This is a genomic window from Fundidesulfovibrio putealis DSM 16056, assembly GCF_000429325.1.
Taxonomy (GTDB): Bacteria; Desulfobacterota; Desulfovibrionia; order Desulfovibrionales; family Desulfovibrionaceae; genus Fundidesulfovibrio; species Fundidesulfovibrio putealis.
In genome coordinates, this window is the sequence record NZ_AUBQ01000019.1 from 45,035 (window position 1) to 71,944 (window position 26,910).

22 protein-coding genes and 1 tRNA gene are annotated in these 26,910 nt (G+C 58.7%); 14 read left to right on the forward strand and 9 right to left on the reverse strand.

Annotated elements, in window-relative coordinates; genetic code table 11:
• Positions 1–1,358 precede the first annotated feature (1,358 nt).
• The 6 genes from G453_RS24535 (at position 1,359) to G453_RS0115790 (ending at position 7,071) form a co-directional block, all read left to right on the forward strand.
• A complete protein-coding gene (locus tag G453_RS24535; RefSeq protein ID WP_051272507.1) occupies positions 1,359–1,769 on the forward strand; it encodes a response regulator in 411 nt (136 codons plus the stop codon).
• A complete protein-coding gene (locus tag G453_RS0115770) occupies positions 1,766–3,154 on the forward strand; it encodes a sigma-54-dependent transcriptional regulator (RefSeq protein WP_027191829.1) in 1,389 nt (462 codons plus the stop codon). Before G453_RS24535 ends, G453_RS0115770 begins: the two co-directional genes overlap by 4 nt.
• A 241-nt stretch (positions 3,155–3,395) precedes the next feature.
• Positions 3,396–4,427 carry an HD domain-containing phosphohydrolase gene (locus G453_RS0115775; protein ID WP_027191830.1) on the forward strand — a complete coding sequence of 344 codons (1,032 nt, stop codon included), beginning with the start codon at positions 3,396–3,398 and terminating at the stop codon, positions 4,425–4,427.
• A gap of 23 nt (positions 4,428–4,450) precedes the next feature.
• Positions 4,451–4,729: a hypothetical protein gene (locus G453_RS28110; protein ID WP_156920972.1), complete on the forward strand. Its 279-nt coding sequence runs from the start codon at positions 4,451–4,453 to the stop codon at positions 4,727–4,729.
• On the forward strand, positions 4,726–5,235 hold the full coding sequence (locus tag G453_RS0115785) for a chemotaxis protein CheW (RefSeq protein ID WP_084502415.1): 510 nt from the start codon (positions 4,726–4,728) through the stop codon (positions 5,233–5,235). Before G453_RS28110 ends, G453_RS0115785 begins: the two co-directional genes overlap by 4 nt.
• A gap of 66 nt (positions 5,236–5,301) precedes the next feature.
• Positions 5,302–7,071: a methyl-accepting chemotaxis protein gene (locus G453_RS0115790; protein ID WP_027191833.1), complete on the forward strand. Its 1,770-nt coding sequence runs from the start codon at positions 5,302–5,304 to the stop codon at positions 7,069–7,071.
• A gap of 60 nt (positions 7,072–7,131) precedes the next feature.
• Here the strand turns inward: G453_RS0115790 and G453_RS26555 are convergent, their stop codons facing one another.
• The gene (locus G453_RS26555; RefSeq protein WP_156920973.1) at positions 7,132–10,398 is read right to left on the reverse strand and encodes a PAS domain-containing protein; all 3,267 of its coding nucleotides are present in this window, start codon (positions 10,396–10,398) and stop codon (positions 7,132–7,134) included.
• Positions 10,399–11,292: 894 nt separating this feature from the next.
• On the opposite strand from G453_RS26555, the gene G453_RS24545 reads away from it, so the two are divergent.
• From G453_RS24545 to G453_RS0115825, 4 genes are all read left to right on the forward strand, one after another.
• The gene (locus G453_RS24545; RefSeq protein WP_043646061.1) at positions 11,293–11,868 is read left to right on the forward strand and encodes a recombinase family protein; all 576 of its coding nucleotides are present in this window, start codon (positions 11,293–11,295) and stop codon (positions 11,866–11,868) included.
• Positions 11,869–12,846: 978 nt separating this feature from the next.
• A complete protein-coding gene (locus G453_RS0115810) occupies positions 12,847–13,230 on the forward strand; it encodes a hypothetical protein (protein ID WP_027191835.1) in 384 nt (127 codons plus the stop codon).
• On the forward strand, positions 13,230–13,775 hold the full coding sequence (locus G453_RS0115815; protein ID WP_027191836.1) for a hypothetical protein: 546 nt from the start codon (positions 13,230–13,232) through the stop codon (positions 13,773–13,775). The genes G453_RS0115810 and G453_RS0115815 overlap by 1 nt, the downstream gene beginning before the upstream one ends.
• Positions 13,776–14,257: 482 nt before the next feature.
• Complete coding sequence (locus G453_RS0115825) at positions 14,258–15,079, forward strand: helix-turn-helix domain-containing protein (protein ID WP_027191838.1); 822 nt, start codon at positions 14,258–14,260, stop codon at positions 15,077–15,079.
• A gap of 1,096 nt (positions 15,080–16,175) precedes the next feature.
• On the opposite strand, the gene G453_RS24555 is transcribed toward G453_RS0115825, so the two are convergent.
• Positions 16,176–16,766, reverse strand: a complete 591-nt coding sequence (locus tag G453_RS24555; protein ID WP_043646065.1) for a tetratricopeptide repeat protein — start codon at positions 16,764–16,766, stop codon at positions 16,176–16,178.
• Positions 16,767–17,151: 385 nt separating this feature from the next.
• Here G453_RS24555 and G453_RS0115840 point away from each other — a divergent pair, with 385 nt between their 5' ends.
• Positions 17,152–17,556, forward strand: coding sequence for a hypothetical protein (locus tag G453_RS0115840; protein ID WP_043646067.1), 405 nt, complete (start codon positions 17,152–17,154; stop codon positions 17,554–17,556).
• Between the two features lie 21 nt (positions 17,557–17,577).
• Here G453_RS0115840 and G453_RS0115845 read toward each other — a convergent pair whose 3' ends face one another.
• Positions 17,578–17,985, reverse strand: coding sequence for a KilA-N domain-containing protein (locus tag G453_RS0115845; RefSeq protein ID WP_084502417.1), 408 nt, complete (start codon positions 17,983–17,985; stop codon positions 17,578–17,580).
• A gap of 469 nt (positions 17,986–18,454) precedes the next feature.
• Here G453_RS0115845 and G453_RS29125 point away from each other — a divergent pair, with 469 nt between their 5' ends.
• Positions 18,455–18,694: a helix-turn-helix transcriptional regulator gene (locus G453_RS29125; RefSeq protein ID WP_328285407.1), complete on the forward strand. Its 240-nt coding sequence runs from the start codon at positions 18,455–18,457 to the stop codon at positions 18,692–18,694.
• Here the strand turns inward: G453_RS29125 and G453_RS26560 are convergent.
• The 3 genes from G453_RS26560 to G453_RS0115860 form a co-directional block, all read right to left on the reverse strand.
• Positions 18,666–19,826: a tyrosine-type recombinase/integrase gene (locus G453_RS26560; protein ID WP_156920975.1), complete on the reverse strand. Its 1,161-nt coding sequence runs from the start codon at positions 19,824–19,826 to the stop codon at positions 18,666–18,668. The two genes, G453_RS29125 and G453_RS26560, sit on opposite strands and share 29 nt — an antisense overlap.
• Positions 19,827–19,932: 106 nt before the next feature.
• Positions 19,933–20,009 (reverse strand) — tRNA-Arg (locus G453_RS0115855).
• A gap of 37 nt (positions 20,010–20,046) precedes the next feature.
• A complete protein-coding gene (locus tag G453_RS0115860) occupies positions 20,047–21,534 on the reverse strand; it encodes a GGDEF domain-containing protein (protein WP_027191842.1) in 1,488 nt (495 codons plus the stop codon).
• Between the two features lie 124 nt (positions 21,535–21,658).
• Between G453_RS0115860 and G453_RS0115865 the strand changes: the two genes are divergently transcribed.
• Together G453_RS0115865 and G453_RS0115870 are read left to right on the forward strand one after the other, a co-directional pair.
• Positions 21,659–23,302 carry a glycosyltransferase family 4 protein gene (locus G453_RS0115865; protein WP_027191843.1) on the forward strand — a complete coding sequence of 548 codons (1,644 nt, stop codon included), beginning with the start codon at positions 21,659–21,661 and terminating at the stop codon, positions 23,300–23,302.
• Positions 23,295–24,428, forward strand: coding sequence for a glycosyltransferase (locus tag G453_RS0115870; protein ID WP_027191844.1), 1,134 nt, complete (start codon positions 23,295–23,297; stop codon positions 24,426–24,428). Before G453_RS0115865 ends, G453_RS0115870 begins: the two co-directional genes overlap by 8 nt.
• Before the next feature lie 25 nt (positions 24,429–24,453).
• Here the strand turns inward: G453_RS0115870 and G453_RS26565 are convergent, their stop codons facing one another.
• From G453_RS26565 to tilS, 3 genes are read right to left on the reverse strand one after another with little or no spacing between them, the layout of a single operon-like run.
• Positions 24,454–25,074 (reverse strand): uracil-DNA glycosylase, encoded by a 621-nt coding sequence (locus G453_RS26565; protein ID WP_027191845.1) that lies wholly within the window; start codon positions 25,072–25,074, stop codon positions 24,454–24,456.
• A gap of 57 nt (positions 25,075–25,131) precedes the next feature.
• Entirely contained in the window at positions 25,132–25,803 is a 672-nt protein-coding gene (locus G453_RS28860; protein ID WP_027191846.1) for an adenylate kinase, read from the reverse strand.
• 39 nt (positions 25,804–25,842) lie between these two features.
• Positions 25,843–26,910, reverse strand: a complete 1,068-nt coding sequence (gene tilS / locus G453_RS28865) for a tRNA lysidine(34) synthetase TilS (RefSeq protein WP_235731778.1) — start codon at positions 26,908–26,910, stop codon at positions 25,843–25,845.

Genomic DNA, 26,910 nt, shown 5'->3' on the forward strand with positions numbered 1-26,910 from the left:
GCCGACCGCCGCTGAACACGTCAGCCCGGAACTGGCAGCAGCCACTGGCGGTGTTTCCTTGCAGTGCTCGATCATTGGGTGAACACAGCCCAGAAGGTACACCTGCGGGCAAGCCAGTGGACCTGATCAAGGACCATCTGGCAGTGAGCCAGCCGGGCGGCATGGTGCTGGACCTGTTCATGGGGGGGGCACTACGGCGTTGGCCTGCATGGAGACGGGAAGGCGCTTCACGGGGGTGGAACTGTCGACCGAATGTGCGGCCCTCGCCACCGAGCGAATCCGCAAGGCCGAGGAGGCGTTTAAATAGAGGGAGGCTGACAGGGCAGCGTGCCGAATCGCGCGAAAATCAGTGCCAAATTGCGCGCCGCCTTACACCACCGTGCCCGCCTCTTTGAATTCTCAAACTATCTTGCAGGAATTCTCAAACTGTTTTGCGAGCTCTACGACCGTGCCGCTTCTGACAACGACGTTAGCCATCCGTTAGCCAGAGATAGGAAAAGGGGTTGCGACTTGTGGTCGCAACCCCTTGAATTCCTTGTGGTGGGCAGTACAGGATTCGAACCTGTGGCCTTTGGCTCCGGAGGCCCATTTCAGCCTGTCTGATGAGTTTCGACGAGTTCCTATGTGGCATGAATCGTTGACTAAAATTTTCTCATTTTTTCTGAAGAGGACCGAGAATCTCGGATGAGTTGTTGCTTTTTTGTTGCTACTTGGCCTTTGGGCTGCGGGGCCAACGGTCAAAATCGAGCGGATACCTCTACTTCCAGATAAAATCCATGTAACCTAGCAGGCTTATGCTGTTTTGCATGTTATACATGCAGAATTTGTTTGTTGTCATTGTTCTGTCACTAGTTTGGCAAACGTCAGCAAGGTGAGTTCGCGACTGAGTTGCTCTGACTTGAGGGCCTCAGGCGACTTGTATCCGAAAGTAGAGTGTAGGTAGTTTACGTTGTACTCGTTGTTCCAGCGGTCAAGATCCTCCAAGAAGCGGTCGAGTTACGAGTAATAATGCGTCTGGATAATGCCATGCTTGTTGCACAGTTCGCCGATTGGTCATCCTCAAGGGCCTTCGAGAACAATCCCCTTCGGCTTTGAGGTCAACTGCCATCTTTTCATGGCAGACCTCCTCTTCGTAATCAGCCACGAAAACTGAGTTAGTACTGCCTCGTCAAGCCGGGCAGGATGTCATGACCTGTGCTTTCAAGACGTGTCATGATTACGCACTGTACCTGCGGGTAAAACGCCACCAAAGGACATACTCGGCGCTGTTCTCACAAATTGCACTAGGATTGCTCTCGAGGGAACGGGCACTTGCCTGTCACATTGGTTTGTTTTATATTGCCTTAACATGAGGTGCATTGTTCTTAGGTATATGGCTGGGGGCATGTCAGGTGCAGCATTCCGTACTTATTCTTGATGATGAGGAGCGCATCTGCGAGACCCTCGAAGACTATCTCGTGGATATGGGGCATCATGTTGTCTCTTGCGGGGATGGGGCCGCAGCTCTTGAGGCATTGCGCGCGAACAATTTCACCTTGGCAATTGTCGACCTTCGCCTGCCAGGTATCGACGGGAATACGTTCATCAAACAAGCAAGCCTTTTGAGGCCGGAACTGCGCTACATTATTCACACAGGCTCTCTCGAATACGCAAGTGGCAATGTGGAGCAGGAACTTGTGGGGGGCCGGATAATGGCTGTGCTCAGCAAGCCCGTGGAGAGGATGCAGGATTTTTCGGATATCCTCGATCTCATAGGCCGCGCGAAATGAGCGACCTGACCTCGGTAAGCATCCTGATCATCGAGGACGAGCCTATGTTGAGACTCACCCTAGGCGACCACTTGCGCGACCGGGGCTTTGAGGTGCTGGAGGCCGATAACGGCCAGGCCGGACTCGACCTTTTCCGTGGCCAGCGTCCCGCACTCATCACGCTGGATTTGCGCATGGCCCCCATGGACGGACACGCAGTTCTCGCCGCAATCCGCCAGGAGGACCTCGACGTCCCGGTTATCATTGTTTCCGGCCAGGGGCAGATGGATGACGTCATCAGGGCCCTGCGTGCTGGGGCCTTCGATTATATCCAGAAGCCTGTCTCTGATATGGCCATATTGGACCACGCTGTGGATCGCGCCTTGGAAAGAAGCGCACTCAAGCGCGGCAATGCCATGCTCTCGCGTTCCTTTTTGGCCGAAGGGCCGCAGCGGCCGGAGGATTTCGAGCAAATACTCACTGCGAGCACGCGCATGCGCGACATTTTTCGCTACTGCGAGGCCGTGGCTCAGGGCTCGGAGCCGGTGCTCATCACTGGGGAGACAGGTATAGGCAAAGAACTGCTGGCCCGGGCCCTGCACCGCTCCAGTCGCTGCACTGGACCCTTTGTGGCAGTTAACGTGGCCGGATTAGATGACCAAGCCTTCTCGGACACGCTTTTCGGTCATGTGCGGGGAGCCTTCACCGGGGCCGACAGACCTCGCGAGGGACTCATGGAGAAGGCCGCCGGGGGGACCCTGTTTTTAGACGAGGTGGGCGACTTGGGCCAGCAGGCACAGATACGCTTGCTACGTGTGCTTCAAGAGCGAGAATACCATCCCCTTGGCAGCGACTGCCTTCGTCCTCTGCGGGCTCGAATTCTGGCTGCCACCAACCGGAGACTCGCAGTGCTGCGTTGTGATCCGGATTTCCGTAGTGACTTCTTTTTCCGACTAGCCACACATACCGTGGACCTGCCCCCTCTGCGGGAACGGCTCGAGGACATTCCGCTGTTGCTTCGACATTTCCTGGTCCAGGCCTGTACCCATCTGGGGCGGCCTGTGCCGGACTGCCAGCCCCGCCTGCTTACTCAGCTAAAGGCCTACCCATTCCCGGGAAACGTTCGCGAGCTGAGGGCCATGGCCCATGACGCCCTTAGTCGCAGCATCGATGGCTCTCTCGGGCCGGAGGCCTTCCCCGCTCTTGCCACCCTACCTGAAGCAGAACTCCCGAATGTCACATGCAAAACGCCATTCGCCGAACTGCCCGTCTTGCCCAGTCTACGGGCCGCTGCAGACGCCTTGGTGGCCGAGGCCATGCGCCGTGCCGGGGGCGTGCAGAAGGCTGCAGCCGCTCTCCTGGGTATAAGCCCCCAGGCTTTGAGCGAACGTTTGAAACGCGGTTGAGCGATCCGATCAAGTTTTCCTGATTGTCTCAAGATTTCTTGTTTGTACGTTAAGTCCTTGTTTCCCTTCACTGTACCCACCCACGTCAGTCGTTCCGCTCAATAAACCCGTAGCGGTCTCTCCTTACGTCGCCCCATTTTGCGAGTGAAATGGTCTTAAGTGTCTAATTTCAAACAGTAAAGCCGTGTTGGCACAGCTCTTGACTACTTCGGGTGAGACCGCCGCCCAAGGAGGACCCAGCATGGCGAAGATTCTGTGCATCGACGATGAGCCAATTTTGCGTCTGATCACCAGCGATTACCTGGGAGACATGGGGCACGAAGTGCTGGAGGCATCTAGCGGGGCCGAGGGGCTGACTCTCTTCCGGAGGTATCGGCCAGACATTGTGCTCTCGGACCTACGCATGCCCGACGGGGATGGTTTTCTCGTTGTGACTCACCTGGCCGAGGAGGCCCCGGAGACACCGGTGGTCATTATCTCAGGTACTGGCACCTTGGATGATGCCGTTAAGACCATGCGCCTGGGAGCCTGGGACTACCTGTCCAAGCCTCTCAAGGACATGCCTCTCCTGGGGCAGACAGTAGAGAGAATGCTTAACAAGGCCCGGGAACGCCGGAACGCCAGCCAGTATCTGCTGAATCTGGAGAGCAGGGTTAATGAGCTGGAGCATGAGTTGCAAAGCTGGTCCAGTAGCCACAAGGACACGGTGCTACGTTTGGAGGCGGCTCTCAAGACGAGCATTGGTTCACTGAACCTCGCCCTACGTGAGAAAGATCCCTACACGGCAGGACACAACGAGCGCGTTGCCCGCATATCCGTGGACATCGGCATTGCACTGGGACTGGGGGAGCAGGAGCAGGAGGTGCTCATGCTGGCCGGACTCCTACATGACATCGGCAAGATCGGCGTCCCCGAGTCCATCCTTAACAAGCGCATCGCGTTGAGTCCCGACGAGCTCGAGGAGATTCGCAGCCACGTCACTTGCGGCTACCGCATTCTGTGCAACATCCCTTTCGACGGCCCCGTGGCCGAGTTGGTTCTGCAGCATCACGAGCGTTACGACGGCTCGGGCTATCCCAAGGGGTTGGCAGGGGAGGGTATCCTCCTGGAAGCACGCATCCTCGCCGTGGCAGATGTCTACGAAGCTCTCTGTTCAGATCGCCCCTACCGGGCAGGGTTGAACCCAGTTGATGCCGCCAGCTACGTCTTCAAAAACGCAGGCACTCATTTCTGTCCGAAATGCGTCGACGCATTCAGGCAGATCATTTTTTAGCAATAGCTCTGAAAGAGAAGACCATGAATCCAAAACACATCGCACCCCCGTGCAACCTGTTTGCCTACGGCAACAATCAGGCCCGCCGTCTGGCAGGCCGAGTTGAGCATCAGTCCGAGTCCATTTCCCTCGGCGTAAGGGGAACTCGCATGCCGCAGGGTTTCCCGCCGGAGAGTCTGCTCCGCTTTGTCGAGCGCTTCCTGCTGCGTCTGGTCAATGTCATGTACGGCCAGAACCCCGGCCATGTCTCCTACATGTTGGCCTGGAATATCGGTCACGAGCCTGCGAAGGAGGGCGCATGAACGTCGAAGCAAACATCAGCAGCGCCATGGACACCTTGCTCCAACTCGTCACATTTAAGGTGGCTGAGGAGGAATATGGAGTGGACATCCTCTCTGTGCAGGAGATCATCCGCCATACGGGCCTAACCAAGGTGCCTAGCGCACCGGCCTTTGTGGAGGGCATTTTGAATCTGCGCGGCAAGGTCATCCCTATCATCGACATGCGCAAACGCTTCGGCCTCGCCTCTAAGGCCCCAGACACGCAGACGCGGATCGTGGTTTTCGCCCTGGAGAGCGGGGTCATTGGCTGCCAGGTGGATTCCGTGTCTGAGGTGTTGAGGCTGCCCGCAAGTATGGTCGATGTGCCCCCGACAGTGATTTCCGGGATGGACTCAAAATTTATTCGTGGAGTGGGACGACTGGGGGGTGAACGAGACGGCCGCTTGCTCATATTGCTCGACTCAGGTCAGATGCTGACAGTGGAAGAGATGGACGCATTCCACGATCAACCAGCAATCCATCAGTAATCCGAATGGACTGCGCCGGGCATATGGATCGGTGCATCTACAATACTTCATCCAGAGGAGGCCACCATGAACACACTGCGTAACATAAATCTCCGCACAAAATTAATCACAAGTTTTTTCGTCGTATCACTGCTCACTCTCGCAGTAGGAACTTATGGCAGCATGGAGATGCACCAGATAGATGACAACGGCACGAGGCTCTACGAACAGAGTATGGTCCCCCTGGGGCAGATAGCCTCAGTCGCCATCAACATGCAGCGCATCCGTGCAAACGCCATGGAGGCCGTGAACGCGAAAGACATGCCGACGTTCAATGCATATGTGGAAAGGATAAAGCAGTTCCGGGTGGCTATTAGCGAAAGCTTGTCCAAGTACGAAGCAACCCTGAGCAGCGATGACGAGCGGTCCTTGTATAAGAAATTGCTGGAAGATCGTCATGGATTCATCACCGTTCTGGATAAAGTCCTTGCAATGGGGACTGCGGGGAACATGGACGAAGCCGCAGCGTTGCTTGCGACCGATGGGCGCACCAGTGCCCGTAAGTATCAGGATAGCATTGATGCGCTTATGAAGGAGAATGAGAAGCAAGGCAAGCAGATCTCCGAAGGCAACAACGCTAGCGCCAGCAAAGCCACGAACATGATGCTGGTCGTCATGGCCCTGTCCTTCATCGTCTCCATCGGTCTGGGATTTATGCTTACATCCAGTGTGTCCGCCCAATTAGGTGAGGATCCTGGCTATCTGGGAGACGTGGCGGGTAAGATCGCTGGCGGCGACCTTGATGTGGCCTTCCGCCCTCAGAAGCGACAGGGTGGCGTTTACGCGGTCATGCAGGACATGGTGAAGGCCATGAAATCTAAGATCGTCGAAGCTGAACAGAAAACCGCCGATGCCGCGGGGCAGGCCCGGCTAGCTCAGATCGCCACGGACGAGGCCAATGAGGCCAAGACCAGGGCGGAACGGGCTAAGGCCGAAGGCATGATCGCCGCCGCCCATCAGTTGGAAAAGATTGTCGAGGCCGTCAGTTCAGCCAGTGAGGAACTCTCGGCTCAGATCGAGCAATCAAGTCGTGGCGCTGAGGTTCAGTCCCATCGCGTGACTGAGACCGCCACGGCCATGGAGGAAATGAACGCCACTGTGCTTGAGGTGGCTAAGAACGCCTCCCAGGCGGCGGACTCCTCGGGCAACGCCCGCACCAAGGCTCTTGAGGGTGCCAAAGTCGTTGCCCAAGCAGTTGAAAGCATTACTGACTTGCAGAGTAAGTCTGTGGCCTTGAAAGGGGACATGGTCGTGCTTGGCAAACAAGCCGAAGGCATTGGCCAGATCATCAACGTCATTAACGACATCGCCGATCAGACAAACCTCCTTGCGCTAAATGCTGCCATTGAAGCGGCGCGTGCAGGTGATGCCGGGCGCGGCTTCGCGGTTGTGGCCGACGAGGTGCGTAAGTTGGCCGAAAAGACCATGGCCGCAACTAAGGAAGTGGGCGAGGCTATCAGCGGCATCCAGCAGGGTGCCCGCAAGAACCTGGAGAACGTGGAGCACTCCGTCATCACTATTGAACAGGCAACAAACCTTGCCAACGAGTCGGGCACGGCGCTCAAGGAAATCGTGACCCTGGTCGAGGTGTCCACCGACCAAGTGCGCTCTATCGCGGCGGCCTCCGAGCAGCAGTCCGCTGCCAGCGAGGAGATCAATCGCTCCATCGACGATATCAATCTCATCTCCGGCGAGACCGCCAGCGCCATGAATCAGTCTGCTCAGGCCGTGGGAGATCTGGCGAGGCAGGCGCAAACCCTGCGAACGCTCATCGAGAGCATGAAGAACGGCGCGTAAGGCCGTTATCTACGAAGTTGGCTGGTCCCGCCTTGACTCTGTTCCAGGCGGGACTTTGGCTCAATGGCTGGACGACTTGACCGTCCGTGTAAGTGGCAGTCGGATAGTGAAACATGTTCCCCGGCCGGGTTTCGAGTCCACGCTCATCTTGCCCCGGTGGGTGGTGGTGATGATGAAATAGCTTACGGACAGCCCCAGGCCTGTGCCCTCGCCTACCTTCTTAGTGGTGTAGAAGGGCTCAAACACCCTGTCGACCTGGTTGGCCGAGATGCCTGGGCCGTTGTCCTCCACCTGGATTATGGCCTCGCCGTCCTCTCTGGCCGCACGTACCGTGATTGTCGGGTTCACAGTTCCAGCTTCAGCCAATGCCTGTGCAGCATTTCTTAGCAGGTTGAGGAGGACTTGTTCGACCTCGGAGGGGATGCAGGGAATTGAAGGGAGCGACTCCGAGAGCATTAAGTGAACAGCAATCTGGCGGAAGTCGTAATTCTTTTTGAGATCATAATCCTTTTCCGCCAGGGAGACTGCTTGGCGCACCAGCTCGGATACATTCCGATCCACGAAGCCGGAGTCGCTCTTGCGGCTGAAGTTGAGCATGTTTCGCACGATGCTCGTGGCGCGCTCGTTCGCTTCTCGAATTCCTTCCAGGTAACGGAGAATATTCCGGCGTCGCATGTATTCGTGGGTGGCCTCCATGTCCAGGTCAAGAGTTTGAGCTACCTCCAGGTTGGTCGGCAGGGCGGGGTCGAGTCGACGCTGTACGCCCTGCACGGACTGGGCAATAATCCCCAAGGGGTTATTTATCTCGTGCGCCATGCCAGCGGCCAGGCCGCCGAGAGACATCATCTTCTCCGTCTGTACCATGGCCTGCTGCGCCAGCTTTATTTCCGTGATGTCGCGCACGATGTTCAGGGAGCAGCGTTCGCCATTGATCTCAAGGTACTGGCACGAGTTCAAGGCGTTGCGAAGTGTGCCGTCCTTGCGACGCATTATAAATTCATAATCGAATACCGTTCCGTCGCGGTGAAGCTGTTCCAGGAAGGCTGTGCGACTTGCATGGTCATTCCAAATCTGTAGATCGTCTCCGGATTTTCCAATGCTCTCAGACCGAACGTGTCCGGTGATCTTTTCGAATGCAGCGTTCACGTCAAGAATAATACTGTCACTCAGTCGTGAGATGGAGATGCTATACGGCGCAAGATTGTAAATTTTGGAGAACTTCTCTTCTGAGAGGCGTAGGTTACGTTCGGCCTCTTTGCTTTTGGAAACATCCCGCGTGAGGGCCAACAGATACCGTGCACCGCCCACATCCATGGGCGTCAGCGAGGTCTCCACTTCTATAATACCGCCGTCCACCCTCTGGCACAACCACTCGAAGCGCAGCCGCTCTCCGGCCTCGGCATGCTCAAGGATGCGACGCATCATCCGGGTGGTCTCCTCGCCATCTGCCTGTACCCGCGGGGAGAAATCTGCCGGGGCCCGACCGATCATTTCCTCTCGGGTGCAGCCGATGAGGGCGGTTGCGCTGGGGTTGCAGTCCACGATGGTCGGCCCGTCCATCACCAGGATTGTGTCCTGGGCGGATTCGAAGAGGGTGCGGTACATCTTCTCGCTGGCAGCAAGGGCCAATTCCGCTTGCTTCCGCGCGCTAATATCCTGAATGATGCCTAACATCCGTCTAGGTTGACCACCATTTCCGGCCTGAATTACGCCGCTGTCGTGCACGTAGACATAGTGGCCGTGCTTGTGGCGCAAGCGGTATTCAATGTCGAATTTCCCTTCGTGCGCGCAGACCTCTTCCAGCCACAGTAAAACCTCCGGCGCATCTTCCGGGGGGAGCAGATCCTTCCATCTCTGCACAGGACCGTCTAGCTCTTGAAGTTCGAATCCCAGTACCTCTCGCACTGCGCCGACCCACTGCATGTTGCCCGACCGTAGGTCATAGTCGTAAAAGATGTGCTGCGCCGCAGTGTTCACTATCTCAAAACGTCGTGTCCAGAACTGGAGCTCGCGCTCATGCTCTTTGCGCTTACTAAGATCCTCTATGAATCCGTTGATCCAAGAGGGTCGGCCTTCTGCGTCGAGTTGAAGTGAGGCGCTGATCGCGACAGGCAGTTGGTTGCCGTCCTTACGATGGAGGATCACTTCGCTGCGCACCCCGGCCGGGGAGGCCAGAAGCTGTTCCAGAAACTCGCTTTTCTCCTGCGGTTCCGCATACAGGGCGTGAGGCCTTGCGGCGAGAAGTTCTTCCCTGTTTTCATAGCCGAGCATTCGAACCAACTCGCGGTTGACCTCCTCGGTGGGGCCGTTGAACGTCGAGCGGAAAATCCCGAGTGGGGCGTTGTTGAATAATGTTCGAAGCGTTTCCTCACTTTCCATCTTTGCGTGCAGGGCTTCCTTTTGCGGAGTGATGTCCACGGTCAGGCTGAGCAGGCAGGGTTCACCATCATAGGTGATGGGCACCGAGGTGTAGATCACGTGTGCGATGCTGCCATCGGGTCGGCGAGTAGTCGCCTCTTGTCCGTGCAGGCCGCCTTGCTTCGCAATGTGTTGACGCAAGGCGTGGGCCTCCTCATCGGAGAGTTCTGTGAGGGCGTTGGCGTCAAATTGGCGCAGGTCCACTCGAGTGATGTTCATTCGCTTGAGGAAGGCTTGGTTTGCTTCAAGGGGGACGCCGTCGGAGATACGCTGGACCACCATGGAATAAGGAGCATTGTCAAAAATCGAGCGGAACATGTTCTCGCTTTCCGTGATGCGGGCGCGAGCCTGCTCAATCTCGGTGACGTCGAGCAGGATGCCCGCCAGTCCGTCCGCCTTGCCTTCCGCATCCGTCAGGGGGCTGGTCAGCAGTCGGAACGTGCCGCCGGAATAGGAGACAAAATCCTGAACAGTCTCTCCCTGCATGCTTTGCTGGAGGTAGGCCTGCAAATCCGATAGCTCAGGATATGCGTCATGAAACTTCTTGCCGACGCTCCCTTCTTGTGAATCTTTGACAGCGTTCTGAGCCATGCCCTCGGACAGTCGTACCGTGCCGTCATAGTCGAGGATGAAAATAATAGTGTTGGTGTGCTTTAGGATGGTGCGCAGGCATGCGTCGCGTTTGAGCAGCGTTTTTTGCATCTCAAGGACTTCGATGTGTTCACTTTCTACTGTCGCAAGTTGCTTCGCATGGCGCCTCCTCATTGAAAGTAAGGCTAGGAGTGCGGCCAGGGTGACACAAACGCTGACAAGGGCGATAGAGGCCAGGATTGCATTGCCAGGAAGCCAGTTGACGTGAGGAAGGGACAATATGCTCCAGGCCGTATCGATGTGTGGAGGTGTTGCCAAGCAAGCTCCATTCTTATGCTAATGATCTATGTGAGGGTTGAAATCTTTATGAAGATTAGCAAAACAGAAAAAAATGGCAAGTGTGGTAAATTGGAATCGAGTCCGTTGAGAGCGGCAAACGACACATCTTGAGAAGGCTACCCCTGACTTACGACGAATGCCAGCAGAGCCGTTAAAGGAGCGTCTTGGATCCCAGGATCACCGAGTCAGAGCTACGTTCGTCGCTACTCCCAAGGGGATTTGAACCCCTGTTAACGGCGTGAAAGGCAAGGCCCAACCCAACGCTCCCCAATGTTTAAGCGGCTTCCTGCCTACATCCCTGGACACCAAACACACCCTTGGACACCCAGGACTATGTCCATCGCTATATCCACCTCGACCATTTCCCACCTCGAAACAGCTCCCAGGAACACCCAGAAATATATCAGCCAAGTCGATCCACAGGAAGCATGGGGGTGGGTCTGAAAATCGCTGTGCGCGCGTGAACAGGTAACTAGGTCACAAAAGACGCCGCCCCCTCGTCCACATGCCCCCCCACTGCCACTCACGCCCCCCCATCCCCTCGACGCATCCAGCTCCAGTCGAACCCTCCGCCCAGGCTGGCTGACCATGACTTCAGCGGTCCCGTCTGCCGCGTTCTGATGCCCGCAGTGACACCTTACCCCGGTTTGCCCACTTGCGAGGCTCCAGCGATCCTGGTCGTGACCATGCCCGTGGAAGTCATCCGCGTTCACTTCCAGTGAGTCCAGGTGTGTCAGTCAGAGTGTACCTTTCCCGTCACGCCCTGGCCTGCGCCGGAACCCGCTGTTCACCGTGTCAACAAAGGTCGAATCGAGCCAAGTTGACCACGTGACAGCCTTAGTCTAGAGTGATGCTGTCAACAGGGAGGACACCATGAGCGGTCAGCATGTCGGATACGTCAGGGTGAGCAGTGTGGATCAGAACCTAGCCCGCCAGTTGGATGGGGTGAGCCTGGATGAACGGTTTGAGGATAAGGCGTCAGGCAAGGACACCAACCGCCCCGGCCTGGAGGGCTGTTTGAAGCACCTCCGCAGGGGCGATACTCTCCACGTCCATTCGATGGACCGGCTTGCCCGCTCCCTGGCTGATCTGCTCAGACTGGTGAAGGAACTCACCGAGCGCGGTGTTGCCGTCCAGTTCCACAAGGAGGCCCTGACCTTCACAGGGGAACCGAACCCCATGCAGGACTTGCAGCTTGCTGTCATGGGAGCCGTAGCAGAGTTCGAGCGGAGCATGATCAAGGAGCGGCAGCGTGAAGGGATCGCCGCAGCCAAGGCCGCAGGGAAGCACCTGGGACGCTCCAAGATGCTGACGCCGGAACAGGTGAAGGAGATCAAGGAGCGCAAGGCCAAGGGTGAGACGGTGAAGGCCCTGGCCGTAGAGTTCGGGATCAGCCGTCAGAGCCTGTATGCGAACTACCCGGATGCTGTAGGCAAGCCCGCCGCCTGACCCTTTATGCCACCCAGGCACATTCCAGGCCCTGGCACTCACACTGCCGGGGCTTTCTCATCGTCCCACGCCACAACTTCACCAGAATGCGCGACCTTCTGGGCATGAAATGCCGTAACATGCTGTAATCACTAGGGAGCGCATAGTCATGGGCATGGCCTATCGAACCCACCCAGAACAATCACGGGCTTGCTTTCAAGGACGTTCCACCCCCTCAACCTAGCATCCACGCGCCTTGCCAGCCTTCTCCACCACCTGTCCACAAGAACTTGACAAGCTCTTTTCCCTTGAAGCTAGGACTGGCGCGGTCTGTGGGGCGAGGGAACACTTGTGAGTAGTTGGGAAGTGCCTCCCGGCAGATCGTGTATTGTTGTCTGTTTGATCGCCGAGGCAGGATGTTTAAGGAAATGACATACCAGCCGGGACTCGTGGTAATATTAGGCTTTCATCGTCGAGAAGGGCCGCAACGCCCGCCGCTTGTGCCTCCAGGCTCTGACCAGGGCCGTCCTCATAGGCCACGCTGTGCTGACCACGCAGCGTGGCCCTCTTACGCACCAGTTCATCTACATTGTCGCACCAGGCCTTCGCTTGGCTGCGTCTTGTTCATCTACAAAATCGACCCACAAGGGGGGTGATAGCATCGCAAGAGAACACTTTAGCGCACGTCTTGACAGCAAACTCAAGGCCACCATCTACGCAATTGCGGCAGACGCCAGCCTTCCAATGGCGCGAGTAGTCGAAGACCTGTTGCTCTGGGCAACCGTCGCAGTTGATCGCAGGGCAACCAAACGCTTCCAGATGCTCCAGTGGAAAAGCTCCATGCTGGCGGGGCGTTACTAGGTACAGTGCTCCGTAAGAGGCCCACAACGCCCATCTAGTTTCGCCCCATGCCAGGGTATCAAAACCAAATCAGAGTTCACCCAGGCCCTCCTTACGATGGGGCCTACTTCATCGAAATCTCAACCAAGGAGTTTTCACATGCAGAAACGACGCATTCTAGTCCACTTGAAGAACGGCAAGGCTGAGTTCCGGCGCGGCTACCAGCTAAGTGAGATCGTGGCCGTGAAGATCGGGGCCGACATACTTGAGCTGATGGTCTTCGGCGATGCCGACACTACCAGTGACAGGCCCGAAGTGGTTGCCCTGGTCAAGCCTCCCAAGTCTGGCGATGGCGGTTGGCAGACATTCAAGGCCTTCCCGGCTGGCAAGGTCACTGAACGTGACATCATGGCTCTGGGTGATCGCGTCAGTGATCCCGGTTTGAAGCTGATTGCCTCCACCCTCGGTGTGATGCTGGGCAAGGCCCTGAAGGCCAAGGCCGTCGAGGACTACGTCTCTTTGTTCCAGGGAGGAAACCGCTAATGACCACCGCAGAAGTCTCCACCCGCGTAGCAGACCTTGAAGCCCAGATCACAGACCTCAACCGTGAGGCCGCAGACCACTCCGAAATCATCAGTTCCTGCCTGCTGGCCGCCTCACGGTTGGGCAAGCTCGACGCTGAATCCTTCACTGCCGCCCACGTTGGCCTGGAGAAGTGTCGCATCGCTGTCCAGGGCTGTACCACCGCGCTTGCATCGCTTAGCGAGTTGCAGGGACGTGCCGCCCGCGTTGACCAGATCAGGCGGGACAAGGTGTTGTTCATCGACGGTCTGTCTGGCTTGCTGGACTTCAAGAACGACATCGACACCTTTAATGCCAAGCGTTCCAACAGTGACCGCCATCGTGATGCGGCGTTCATGCACTCCCTGGAACGGGTGAAGGCGTTCGTGTCCCACTCGAACAGTCTAGCGAACCGTGCCCAAGAGCTTGGCTTGAGCGAGGCTCACACGAAGACTCTCGCTGCACTTGGCTTCGACCAGTCTGGCGTCAACGGCCTGTCGCATGACGCTGTAAGGGCGTCCCGTTAATGCGACTCCCGACTGCACGGGTCTCCCTTGGGCCGGGTCACGGGTCGAAACGCGTCCTTGTCCTCGGTGAAGAGGTCGTTCCACTCGCAGAACATGGAGAGATTTTGGGGTTCAAGATCGTCATGCCACCTGATGAAAACGGATTTTGGATCGTTGAAGACCGCAGCTTTGGCAGTCGAATGACTTCTGGTTGGCTCAACTTGGAGGGAGTTCGTGAGGAGGTACAACGCAGGCAGAGCGAGCTAGATGCACTGAGGCGTGCCGTTGGAGAAGCCGAGCGCGTTTATGCTGCCCTGATGGGTGAACGTAAGTCCAAGAAGGACAGTTCTGCATCCAGGCGCAGGGATGGTGGCTTGCAACGCGTCAGGACTTGGCTGGTCGATTAGTCCGCATTGCAGTGGGGCGGTAACTGTCTCGCCCTGCTGCAACCCCCTGGAACTGGTCCTCCAGAGACGTACCAACATCAAACAAGAGGGCAGCACATGGTCAGTATTCTACAGTTCCCAGTGGGAACAGATCAAGTCGATGGGTCATCAGTCCCAGTCACGCACACAGAGCGCGACATCTTCTACAAGTTCTCAAACAGAATTATCGACAGTGGCCTGTGGGCCAGTCTCAAACGTCCTGCCAAGAGTTCGTTCCTCTGCATCGCAGCACACGCTGACGCCAATGGGAAGTCCTTTCCCTCTCAGGGGATGGTTGCTGAACTCACTGGCATTACCGCCAAGCAAGTGAGGGTCGGTACTGAAGACTTGCGCGAGAAGATGCGCGACACGTTCCATGCCAAACAGGTTTGGAACCAAAGCACCGGACGTAATCACTGGGAATATTTCCTTGTCAGACCCAAGATGAACTGGTTCCCGCTGGTGTCACGCTGGTTGAAGGACGGCACACTGTCCAAGTTAGAGTCTGCTGCTCACAGCCTGTATCCAGTAATGAGGCGCACGGGGAACCTCCACCACAAGGATGCCCTTGTCCACTTCACAGGTCAGGACGCCGCCCGGTTCCATCTGGAATGCCCGAGCAGCTCAGACTTTGAGAGCTGGTTCCCGTCCAGACCGTTCGACCTGTGCCGTGCCGAGGTGGAATGGCTCATGTCCCAGAGCGGGATCAAGGACGCGAAGACTCTGCGGAAGGGCCTGCGCTCCCTGGAGACTCATGGCCTGATCCGTGAAGTCTCCACCGACACTGGCCAGGGCTGGCTGGTGAACCTCTGGCCCCATGCAAGCCTTGACCGTCAGGCCCGATCCCCACTTGAAACCCCATGTGATCCACACACGATCCCGCTGGCTTGTTCCCTCTAAGCCTACGGCATTGATGACTATCCTAGGGATTTTCCTGATGCGAACCCACACACGATCCACGGCACAACCCACGGTACGTCACCCGGTACGACACACGGCGAACCACAGCCTTTACCCTGTAAACCACTGCCACTACAGGATATTTCAAGGTTGTTCTGCCGCGTACAACCCACGGATCAACACGCGGTACGTCACGCGGTACGACAAACAGGGTGGATTTTGGAGAGGAGGCGCGGGAAATGGCGAGGGAAGAATTACCCACTAAGAAGGCTGTTAAGCTGGCTCGAAGAATACATGTCCTACGTCCTGCGGTCTGCTGATCCACCGGGTAAGAAGACCTTGCGCCCTGCCGGGAGGAACCCGTCAGAGCGTGTACTCGCCTTCGGCGCGTACGATGTTGTTCTGGGAGCGGGCTTCTTTTGGACTATCCCAACAGATGGGCTTGATGTCCACGCGGTGGAGTTGGCCCCGTCCTCATCTTCCGGCCCTGAAAAGGGTGTAGGCTACACCCGTTTCTCTCACCACCCAGTGAACCCCACGTGGTCCACTCACTCAACTGTCGGAATTTCTTACATATATTCCTTGCACTACCTGCCGGATGTGCTAGGCAAGCGCATCAAATCGTTCTGGAGGGTTCATGATCTGCTCATCTTGTGACGCTGAAGTCTCGTTCATCTACGCCTGTGAAGCTGAGTTCGCTGACTTGTCCGAGACTCACCTTGTCGAAGTCGCGCACCAGCCGGAAAACACAGGGCCGTTGTGTTTGACATGTCTCATGGAGAACCTGAAGAACATGGTCACGCAGGCTGAATCGGTGGAAGAGACAGACGCGATATAGTCAAGTGTCCGGAATCGGACAATTAGCAAAGTGCTGGGGTCATCATGGCTCCGGCCCTTGTTCGTTTGGGCGGAATCTCCCCCTTTGATGCCAGTGGGCGTGGCAGCAAATGGGTGTAGCCTACAACCATTCCAGCGCAAGGAGCCTCTCCAGGTATCCTGGTTGGTCAACCAGCATCCCTGGAGTAGGCTTCCGGGTCAGGATGCCCCCAGGGGGCCTTATGGCGGGGTCTGGCGCAACAGAGATGGGAAGCGCGGCCTACGGCTTCCCCTCAGAGTTCCACTCTGCCGCGAGTTTCTGTGCCTGGGCTATCTGGGTGGGGGTCATCATCTTGGCGAGTTCGTCGCGGTTCTTCCTGGCTGTTTCATCCCCGCCAGCAGCAGCGATGTTGAACCACTTGTGAGCCTGGACGTAGTCTCGTGCTACGCCTTCGACCTTGCTGTTCATCATCCCAAGGTTGAACATGGCCTTTACATCTCCAAGTTCAGCACTCTTTCTGAACCACCTCATCGCTTCAGCATAGTTCTGCGGTGTCCATTCCCCTATGTAGTACATCATCCCTATGTTGAACATTGCCTTGTGATCCCCAAGTTCAGCAGCTTTGTTGTACCACTTCATAGCTTCATAATAGTTCTTTTGTATGCCTATGCCGTCGTCGTACATCACGCCAAGGTAAAACATTCCCGACACATTACCCTGTTCCGCAGACACCTTGTACATCCCAAAAGCCTTTTCATAGTCTCCGCTCGTTACCGCTTCACGAGCTTCATTGAAAGGATCAGCAGCAGACTCACCACCAGACACACATAGCACCATCGCCAACATGACCAGCACTCGCACAGTGTTCATCTGTGTATCTCCATCAAACTGCTTGCTTGGACTAGGCGTTGACTGTCAACCAGTACGGGCAGTTAGCCCGGAGGTGAATCCGCCGTCAATGTAGGAAGACCCTACCCAGTGTCTGTCATCGTCTTCCGGACTGTTGCCGGGGCCGGAATGAATTCACCGCTTCAGTTTCGACACCTCATCTTCTAGCGCCTTCAAGCGAGGTTCTGGAAGGGCAAGTGCCGCACTCGTTGCGTTCCTCACAATACTCTCGATGACCGCTGGGCGCTCTGCCGGGACGAAGTACCAAGGCTCCCGGTCGGCCTGGCGGTGGTCAATCTGGCCTGGGCGGTGGTCTTTCACTCTCGGATTAGGTATGCTCCCGGCACCTATTCAGGGGAGGGGCCACATGAAGGGCGTCAAGTTGTTGTTTTTGGTCGCTGCGATGTCAATTTTTCATATAGAGATGGCAATCGCCGAAAAAGTAGTGTTCATGGGGATTCCGGACGAGCTTGTGAACGATGCATGTGATACTGTAAAGCTGGACGGTGCGAAAAAGCAAGAATCCATGGTGTCCATCATAGAGATAAATGGGAGGTACTACTGGCAGACAAGAGACAACAGAGAGCTGATGTACCGGAAGTCTGGAGTGTTCCACTCTTTTGTTGACACCCTGGGAGGGGGATACATCAGGATTATGGATGCATCACACCCTGACTTCAATAAGGTTCGAGGCCTTGAATACGTCGAACACCTTGTCATGGGTCTTGGGTCAATAACCTATCGGGGGACTGGCCTCACTGTTGCTCCGTAAGGTAGAAACTCTGACCGAACTTCAGAGCCACTTGAGGCGGCGAAATGAGCCGAACTCACGATAAGCCCCGACGTAGTTGCGGATGGAACGAGCCCTGACTTCGATGTCAGCCAGCTTCTTGGGGTCCGTCTGCTTGTCGATCACTTCCAGCGCCAGGGTGTGGTCACCCGACTTGTAGCGCATGTAGGTCTCGTTGACCGCCATGTGCAGCTCGGGGGACAGCCACTTCGCGTAAGCCAGGGCGATCTGCCAGTGGGCGAAGGTTCCGCCGTAGCGACCAGCCTTGGACTCGTAAATGTGGGATATCCCACTTTTGGATTCGGCAGCGACCTTCGCCATGAATTCGAGGCTCCCCTCGTAGCGGGTCCACTGGCCGGGGGACTTCTTGGGGTCACCACCAGACGCCTTATATGAAGGTCCGTCAAGCAGATCAGCCCCTTGTCGTTCTGACGGATGTCCCGGCCCATGATCACGAGGTCAGACTTGGGTTGTGTCAGGGGCGTTCGTAAGGGGGTGTTTCAAGCATCCTGTTTCGAGCGCCCATACTCCGGGTCGGCTTTGAAGCCAGACGTTCCCCAGGTCCGCCTTACAGGGGGGTGTCGCGCCGGGAAGTGGCGTTCCAGGTGGGATACATGCCTGCCTGAAATTATCTTAGGGGGCAAATAGTGGACTAATGCGACACGCCGCTTGCAGCATGTGGCGCTATCACTGCACTACGGGGCCGTATTCCATATTGGTCGGGAACATATGCATATTGAATTACATGTTGACTGGCAGGTGAACCGTGCTAAGTCCACTCGATCAACTCCATGGAGGTCGTTATGAGCATGCGAAGACTCTCACTGAACACAAGATCATTTACCATCGGTGGTGACACTTGGTAGGTAGTCCGGCGCAGTTGGACACTGCACGGCAGAGGCATAGCGTTGGAACAGTCAACATCCCAAAGCGATACCTCACCTCTCACGAGGTGGCAGCGGTTTACGGCGTGAATGAGAAGACCCTAGCCGACTGGCGGCTGAAGGGTTCCGGCCCTGCGTACTCCAAGCTGAATCGGCTTGTGAGGTACAATGTCGATGACCTTGAATCGTTCTTCTTGAAGGCCAGGGTCAGTACGCGAGATTCTTACCAGCATTGAGAACGTCGAGGATAACGGTCTGTTTTGCTGACAACTCCTCTGGTATGAGGTGGGCGTAACGCTGTGTCATCTCCACGCGCTTATGTCTGAGGAGTGTTTGCAACTCATAGAGGGTCACCTTTCCGCTCTGTGCATGCCAACTTGCGAAGGTATGGCGCAGGGTGTGGAAGGTGACCTTCATGGTGTTGGGGGTGTCGTCTTGATTGAGACCAAGGGCAGTACAGACACGTTGGAAGGTGTCGGACAGGGTGACAATCCGCTTGCCGTTTCTGGCTCTGAACAGGAGTGAGCCCGGTTCAGTGACATAGTTCTTGAGCATGCTGAAGAGTGAGCCGTTAGGGTCATGGATACGGACAACCTCGCGCTTGCCGCCTTTGCTCGTCAGGTGGATGACCCCATGTTCCGGCTGAATATCCGACCCCGTGAGGCCGAATATCTCTGTGGCGCGAAGTCCTGTGCGGAGGGAGAGCAATGCCATGTCATGGAGTTGCTGGGAGTGCCTCTCTAATTCCTCGAGCAGGGCTTGAACTTCTCCGGGAGTGAAGAACCGGACCCGCTCGTTATTGAGATTGCCGACACTGGTCCCACGCTTTTCGTTGAACTCGAAGGGGTTCATGTCGCGCCAGCGTCGTTTGACCTCAAGGGCATGGGCCACAACACGCCGAGCAAGCGCGAGGATGTGCTTCACCGACTGTGGAGAGAGGGTCTGGAGCTTGTCGGCCTTGAAGGTCGCAACATCGCTGGGGTCGATATGGATGAGTTTCCGGCCACCGAATGGAGTGGCAAGGTGCAGGCGGTAACGGGCTTCCTCTGGCTGGAGGTGCTTGCCCTGCTGTTCAGCCCAAGTCCGGTAGAGCTCCCAGCAGTCATCCAGGGTAGGGGAGCCAGCCTTGCGCTGTGGTTCTTCGCCAGAAGCAACGGTTGCTTTTCGCTGGTTGAGGGCTTCGTAAGCCTTCCGGGCGGTCATTCCCTGGCTGGAGCGTCCCACTTTCTCGGTGACCGTCTTGGCGTTCAGCCCTCGATAGATGATCTCCCAGGAGCGGTCTGGCTTGCTGCCGTGGAGGGCGTCCAGTTCGCGAAAATACACGCCCCCGTAGCGTTCATTGGCTTTCTGTCTTGGCTTGGTTCCCATGAGCAACCCAATAGCGGAGGTGTTGCCACTCCGCAAGCTGGTTGCCTATACGTTGCTTTTCAACGAAAAAGGGACTCAGACGATGTGTCTAAGTCCCTGTAATCATTGGTGGGCAGTACAGGATTCGAACCTGTGGCCTTTGGCTCCGGAGGCCAACGCTCTATCCATCTGAGCTAACTGCCCTTGAAGCAGTCACCAGTATGCCGGACGGAGCGCTCTGTCAAGCTGGACGGGCCATGGCCATGGCTTTCTTTTTCTGTTCGGCCTGGGACACGCAGACCATGTTGCGCCCGCTTGATTTGGCCAGGTACAGGGCCTGGTCGGCCTTGCGGATCAGGTCCTCGCGTTTGTCCAGCGAGCCCGGAGTCAGGGTGGCCACTCCGATGGAGGCGGTGACCTGGAAGGATCGGCCCGCATACTGGAACAGCTTCTGCTCGATCTTGCGGCGCAGGCGCTCGGCCAGCACCCAGGCCTGGTCTTCGTTGGTCTGGGGCAGGATGACCACGAACTCCTCGCCGCCGAAGCGGGCAGCGAAGTCCGTGTCGCGGCAGGATTCGTCCAGGATGATGCCGACGTCTTTAAGCACCATGTCGCCCGCCTGATGGCCGTAGGTGTCGTTCACGGCCTTGAAGTGGTCCAGGTCGAACAGCAGGAGCGTCAGATTGTGGGCGTAGCGTTGGTGGCGCTTGAGTTCGTCCGCCAGGCGCTCGTCAAAGGATTGGCGATTGTGGATGCGGGTCAGGCCGTCATGGTCGGCCTTGGTCTTCACCTCGCGAAAGAGCATGGCGTTGCGGAGAGCCAGGGCCAGGTGGTTGGCCGCCGCGTTCATCGAGACCAGCTGATCCTTGCCGAGGCGCACGTCTTTGGGTTTGGCGATGGCCAGGCACCCGAAGCAGTTCCCGGCCACCTTGAGTGGCAGGAGCATGGCCGTCTGGCTGCCCGGTTCTGGCAGAACGGCGTCCGGGGAAATCTGGAAGAGGCTCTCCACGGTGAAGGCGTCAATTGGGCCGCCCGCCAGCTTGGCCGCACTGGCCAGCAGGTATTCCACCCACAGTTGCTTGCCGTGCTGGTCCAGGCCGGGAGCCAGGAACAGCTCCGATTCGAGCCTGCCGTCCTCTGCGGGTTGCCAGAATGCGCCCTGAAGCCCCTGTACGGGGAACAAGAGGCTCAGGTCCTCCTGGGCGTTGGACAGGATGGTCCCCGGTTCCAGTGACTGGGAGGCGCGGGTGAGCACCGTGTTCAAAAATATGATCTGATCGGTTTTGCGCGCCAGAAGTTCGCGCTCCAGCATGATTTCGCGGGTCATGCTGAAGATGTCGTCATAGAGACCGCGCACTTCCTTGGCCCGGAACACTGCGTCGCGGATCTTGTTGGCGGTGATGGGGGGCGTGAGGGCCGTCAGGAATCCCAGTTCCAGGATCTCCTCGACGTCAGGGCCTTCATGAGGGCCGTCCAGCAGCAGTACGCGCTGGGTCAGCTCCCAGTCACGCAGGTGCTTGCGCGAGGAGGGCGGCAGGGCGTTCCACACCGAGAGCGGAATCCAGACCGTGAGCGGACTGGCCTTGTCCATGTCCCGCTTGGAGGGCAGGCCGTCGATGGGCCAGTTGCGCAGATGATAGCCTGATCCGAGGGCTTCCTCGATGGCCGTGCACAGTGAGTCTTCGAGCCCGAGGCCCCAGATGAGATCAGGTCTGTTCGCGCGTTGCATGGCGTCCCTCCAAGGTTTGGGCGTGCTGTGCCCGACCACCCTTTGCAAATCACGCGCCATGTGAAGGGCGCCCTGGGCTTGCAGTTCGTTTGACTTCCGTTTCACCCCATGCTTTCTGACGATCATGCTCACGACGCGAATTTGGGCCAGCCTGGATCCCTTCCTTGAAGCAGGTCCTGTTCTTGGCCGAACCCAGGCCAACGCGGCCTTCCTGAAGGCGCTCATGCGCCTTGACCCCTACGACGCATACCGCTTCTACCCTGCGTCCGATGCGGCTTGCCGCGAACTGGCCGGGAAGCTGCAAGAAACCTGGCCCCGCCTGTGGGACAGCGCCCGGCTTCAGGTCGTGCATCGGCGCGAACTGCCCGGACAGTTGGCCGCCGAAGAACATCACGTTTTTCATCTCTCCGACTGTATCCTCAACCCAAGCCACCTCGCGGCGCTTCGAAACGCCTGTTCCAGGAAAATCTTTCCCATCACTTCCGTCACGCATTCGCTCAGTTACGCACGTTACGGACAGGATTTCCTGCGGCACTTAAACCCTTGCACCACCGCGCGCGACGCCGTGGTGGCCACCTCGCGCGCTGCCGTGGGCGTTGTGAACGCCTACTACCGCACCCTGCGCCAGGGCTACGGGCTGGACCCGGTCGCCTACCCGCAGCCGCAGGTCCGCCACATCCCGCTGGGCGTGGATCTGGACGCGTATACGCCTCCGGACGTGCAGCGCCGCGAGCACTTGCGCCAGGAGCAGGGATTTGGCGGGGAAGTGGTCTTTCTGGTGCTGGCCCGGCTCTGCCACAGCTCCAAGATGGATTTCCTGCCCATCCTGCGCGCCTTCCACCGTCTGATTCTTGGCGGCCTGCCAGCGGACTCGGTGCGCCTGGTCCTGGCCGGATGGACCGACGAGGCGGACTGGGGCGGGCGCATACTTATCGATCTGGCCCGCAACATCGGCCTGCCCCTGACCGTGGTGGAGAGGCCCTCGGACCAACGCAAATGGGAGCTTTACGCCGCATCGGACGTGTTCCTGTCGCCGTCGGACAATCTTCAGGAGACCTTCGGCCTTACTCTGCTGGAGGCCCAGGCCATGGGGCTGCCGGTCATCGCCTCGGATTTCGACGGGTACCGCGACCTGGTGGAGCACGGCCATACCGGCGAACTGGTGCCGACCCTCGGACCGTCCGTGAGCGACGGGGTGGACCTGATGGCTCCCATGGGGTTCGACAACCACACTCAGCTGATCCTGGCCCAGCGCCTGGCCGTGGACGTGGCCGCCATGGCCGCCGCCGTGGAACGGCTGGCAGGGGACGCTGCGCTCCGCCGCCGCATGGGGCTAAACGCCCGCCAGCTTGCCGGAAACTACTCCTGGGAGTCTGTTGCCGCCCGGCACGTGGAGCTTTGGGACAGCCTCTGGCTGGAAGACGTGCCGGACAAGCCCGCCGCGAAGCATCCCGGCAGCGTGGCGTATGCGGAGGTGTTCGGGGGATATCCGACGTCCCTGCTTGGACCCGGTGTGCAGGTGGCGCTCAGCCGCCTGGGCAACGCCGTGTACCGGGGCCAGGACTACCCCATTGTGTACGAAGGCCTCTCCGGCATGATCGACCCGGAAACCCTGCGCGCCCTGCTGGTGCTGGCCCGCAAGCCCGTGGACGCGCATGCCCTGTGCGAACGGCTGCGCGCCGCCGTGGCCGGACTCGGCCAGGAGGACGCCCAGGCGCACATGTTGTGGTGCCTCAAACACGATCTGATGGAGCGTACGGATGGCTGACGGCAGGGAAGTGCACCATCACGTGCTGCTGCGCATGCGCGGCGGAGCGGTCAGGGTGGCCCGCATGCTCAGTGCTCACCACAGCGGCGGCTGGCGCACCGGATTGAGCTACGAGATAGATGATTGCGGCAGCGCCTGCAGTGCGGACCCGCAGTATGACTCCGACAGCCTGTGCGCGGCGGGCGCGGTTGGCGGGCATGATCCCGGCGCTTCCCTGGTTCATGTTCACGGCACGCAGGATTGGCCGGGACTTTTGGCGGGGTTTGTCGGCGCGGCGCGTCCCTTTCTGGTGACCGTACATGATTGTTCTCTGATTACCGGCGGATGTGTGTACCCGGTGTTCTGTTCGCATCACTCGCGCAACTGCGAAGACCCATGCCCCAGGTGCTATCCGCAGTCGCAGATGAACCGCGCCCTGAAGCTGCGCGCCGTGAGCGCAGCCAGGCCGGTGCTTGTGTCGCCGTCGTCCTGGCTGGCCGCAATGTTGCGCCAGGAGTGGCCGGGGGCGAAGGTGCGGGTGATCCCCAACGGGGTGGACCTGCCTGGGCGTTACATGACCAAGGCCGAGGCCCGTTCCCGCTTCGGGATCGCCGCAGCCGCAAGGGTTGTCCTGTTTTTGGCCCACGGCGGCGCGCACGCGGCCTACAAGGGCGGCGACCTGGTGGAGAGCCTGCTGGCGCGCATCGGCGGGATGGTGCCGGGGACACTGGGCATTGTGGCCGGAGGTGTTGGCGGTGAGCGCCGCGAGGGGCTGTTGACCCTGCCCTACGTAGGTGGCGAGCAACTGGAGGCGCTCTTGTTCGCGGCGGATGTGCTGGTGTATCCCAGCCTGTCGGACAACCATCCCCTGGTGGTGCTGGAGGCCATGGCCCACGGCCTCCCGGTTGCTGCCTACGCAGTGGGGGGGATACCCGAGCAGATCGAGCACGGAAAACAGGGCCTGCTTGCGCCTGTGATGGCCGAAGACAAATTGGTCAAGGCGGTGACGACCATCCTGAACGATGCGGCGCTGTCCAGGGCCATGGGCGACAGCTGCCGGGATAAGGCCTCCCGGCATTTCACGTCCGCCCGCATGGCCAGGGACTACGAAAAGCTTTACGAGCGCATGCTGCGCCCCTCCGCCTGATTTCGCTGCTGTCGGCTCAGCTCCCCTAGCCCGCCATGTCCGCGAGAATATCCGCCATCTGCGAGCGGAACAGGTTGCTGCCGCCCATGGCAGGGTGGCGTACGGTGTGGAACTCCAGCTCCGGGAACAGTTTGCCCAATGATTCCTGGGCTTTGCGCCCAACCGCCACGATCACCTTGGGACGGAAGATTTCCAGAACCTGCCGGAGCAGCGGCTCTCCGAGTTCCAGTTCGGCCTTGGTAGGCGTGCGGTTGGTTCGGGGTTTGCCCGGCAGGTGGGGGTGCAGGGGCAGCGCGTTCCAGACCAGGGGCATGACGCCCTGGGCGTCAGCCACGCCCCAGACGAAGCGCCCGCTCTGCTCGTGGATGTCCCCCTGGCGATACAGCCTGTCGCGGTGTGTGGCGAAGAAGTCGTTTTGAGAATCGCGCAGGGTCTCGGGGCTGGTGAAGGGCATGCCGGTCAGGGCGCAGCCCCGGTGTCCGGCGGCCTCTCCGATCATGGCCAGGGTGATGGGCCGGGCCGCGAGATAGTTTAAGTAGCACCTGAGGTTTTCCGCGAGTCGTTCATCCCGGAACGGGTTGAAGAGGGTCTTCGTGGCCGGGGTGTCGGCCAGTGCCTGCAGAAGCGATTCGATGGGTGTGTTCATAAAGAAAAAAAGCCCCGAGGCTTTGCGGGCCTCGGGGCGGGAATGGCTTTGTTGGAACTAGGACAGCTGCGCGAGCAGGGTGTCCTTGATGGAACCGATGGAACCTTCGCCGTTGAGCTCGATGTACTTGCTCGCGCCCTTGGCGGCCAGGTCCTTGTAGAAGTAGGCTGCGGCCAGGGTGCCGGTGGTGGTGTCGTAGTAGATGTCGTGACGCTTGCCGATGGCGCCTTCGTCCTGGTCGTCGGCGCGGGCGGAGAGTTCGCCGCCGCAGACGCGGCACTTGTCGCCGTTGGGCTTGATGGCGTCGATGAAGATGTTGTTGGGGTGGTTGTTGTCGTTCTTGCAGAGGCGGCGGCCCATGATGCGGTTCTTGGCCACTTCGCGGGGAAGCAGGATCTCGATGACGTAATCAAGCTTCACGTTCGCGGCCTGCAGGGCCTCCCAAAGCTTCTGGGCCTGCACGATGCTCCGGGGGAAGCCGTCCAGCAGCCAGCCGCCGGCGCCACGGGTCTTCAGGGTCTCGAGGACCATGGGGATGGTGATGTCGTCGGGGACCAGATCGCCGCGGTCGATGTAGGCCTTGGCCTTCTTGCCGAGCTCGGTGCCGCCGCCGATGTGTTCGCGGAAGATGCCGCCGGACTCGATGTGGGCCAAGTTGTACTTGTCCTTCACCAAGGAACCCTGGGTTCCCTTGCCGCTGCCGTTAGGCCCGAAGATCAGGATATTCACGCGCCGCCTCCTTGTTTAAAAAGTCACAATCGGTGGTTTCTATCGTCTGGGCAAGCCGGTGTCAACGCTGATAGGCGGGTTGGACGGCAAAGACGCAGCAAAGGAAATGCCGTCTCGTTCCACCCGTGCTTCTTTGCCGCCGGGAAACTGGATAATCTTTCCTGTCAGGCGTTTGCGCCACGCTTCATCCAGGTTGTGCAGCTGCCCGGCCAGGGCTTGTCCGGGGCCTGCCGCCTCCACCGCACGCTTGTAGAGCCGAAGGCGCAGCGCCTGGGAGCTGGAGTGTAGCGTCGTGTCAGGCAAGAAAACCGGCCCTCCGTCCTCAGGTGGGATGGTTGAGACACCCAACATGGCGTCATTCCAGTGGATTTCATCCAGTCGGGCCTGTCGCCACAGCTCTGCGGCAGCACCGAGATAGTCAGAATTTTCACGAGTGAGGAGGGGCAGGATGTCCGCGCGCACGCGGTTGCGGGCGTAGGCCGGGTCCTGGTTGCTCGCGTCTTCGCGCCAGGGGAGGCCCAAGTCCTCCAGCAGGTGGCGAAGCTCGGCCTTGCGGGTCATGAGCAGAGGGCGCAGGACGCGGCGCGCGCCGTCCCAGGCGCGCATGCCGCCAAGCGCGGGCCAGCCTGCGCCGCGAATAAGCCGCAGGAGCTGATCCTCGGCCAGGTCGTCCAGGTGGTGGGCCGTGACGACGCACGCTGCGCCCCGCTGCTGGCGCACCTCTTCCAGCCATTCGTAGCGCGCCCGGCGTCCGGCGTCCTCGATGCCGGCTTTCCAGGATTGGGCCAACGCCCTCACGTCCCGGCGGACGCTCTGGCAGGACAGGCCTGCTTCGCTGCAGAAAACGTCCACGAAGACCGCGTCCTGGCCGGATTCGACGCGCAGGCCGTGGTCCATGTGGGCGATGGTGAGGGAGCAGCCCAGACGCCTGGACAGGGCCTGGAAGATGACGGCCAGAGCGATGGAGTCCAGGCCGCCGGACACGGCCAGCACCACGGGGCGACCGTCAAGCGTTTCGGGGAAGACGCCGGTCAGGAACGATTCGACCCGCAGGCACAGGTGCGCCGCCCAGGGCGGGAGGTCTTGAAGTCCCGGCAGGGCGGGCAT

Excerpts from the sequence above, each read along its gene's own strand:
- G453_RS0115840 (WP_043646067.1), top strand. The coding sequence starts at position 17,152 with ATGAAGGGCGTCAAGTTGTTGTTTTTGGTCGCTGCGATGTCAATTTTT.
- G453_RS0115790 (WP_027191833.1), top strand. The coding sequence starts at position 5,302 with ATGAACACACTGCGTAACATAAATCTCCGCACAAAATTAATCACAAGT.
- G453_RS0115825 (WP_027191838.1), top strand. The coding sequence starts at position 14,258 with ATGGTCAGTATTCTACAGTTCCCAGTGGGAACAGATCAAGTCGATGGG.
- tilS (WP_235731778.1), bottom strand. The coding sequence starts at position 26,910 with ATGCCCGCCCTGCCGGGACTTCAAGACCTCCCGCCCTGGGCGGCGCAC.
- G453_RS24545 (WP_043646061.1), top strand. The coding sequence starts at position 11,293 with ATGAGCGGTCAGCATGTCGGATACGTCAGGGTGAGCAGTGTGGATCAG.
- G453_RS28110 (WP_156920972.1), top strand. The coding sequence starts at position 4,451 with ATGAATCCAAAACACATCGCACCCCCGTGCAACCTGTTTGCCTACGGC.
- G453_RS24555 (WP_043646065.1), bottom strand. The coding sequence starts at position 16,766 with ATGAACACTGTGCGAGTGCTGGTCATGTTGGCGATGGTGCTATGTGTG.
- G453_RS26560 (WP_156920975.1), bottom strand. The coding sequence starts at position 19,826 with ATGGGAACCAAGCCAAGACAGAAAGCCAATGAACGCTACGGGGGCGTG.
- G453_RS0115860 (WP_027191842.1), bottom strand. The coding sequence starts at position 21,534 with ATGCAACGCGCGAACAGACCTGATCTCATCTGGGGCCTCGGGCTCGAA.
- G453_RS0115810 (WP_027191835.1), top strand. The coding sequence starts at position 12,847 with ATGCAGAAACGACGCATTCTAGTCCACTTGAAGAACGGCAAGGCTGAG.
- G453_RS0115870 (WP_027191844.1), top strand. The coding sequence starts at position 23,295 with ATGGCTGACGGCAGGGAAGTGCACCATCACGTGCTGCTGCGCATGCGC.
- G453_RS26565 (WP_027191845.1), bottom strand. The coding sequence starts at position 25,074 with ATGAACACACCCATCGAATCGCTTCTGCAGGCACTGGCCGACACCCCG.
- G453_RS0115775 (WP_027191830.1), top strand. The coding sequence starts at position 3,396 with ATGGCGAAGATTCTGTGCATCGACGATGAGCCAATTTTGCGTCTGATC.
- G453_RS0115770 (WP_027191829.1), top strand. The coding sequence starts at position 1,766 with ATGAGCGACCTGACCTCGGTAAGCATCCTGATCATCGAGGACGAGCCT.
- G453_RS0115785 (WP_084502415.1), top strand. The coding sequence starts at position 4,726 with ATGAACGTCGAAGCAAACATCAGCAGCGCCATGGACACCTTGCTCCAA.
- G453_RS0115815 (WP_027191836.1), top strand. The coding sequence starts at position 13,230 with ATGACCACCGCAGAAGTCTCCACCCGCGTAGCAGACCTTGAAGCCCAG.
- G453_RS0115865 (WP_027191843.1), top strand. The coding sequence starts at position 21,659 with ATGCTCACGACGCGAATTTGGGCCAGCCTGGATCCCTTCCTTGAAGCA.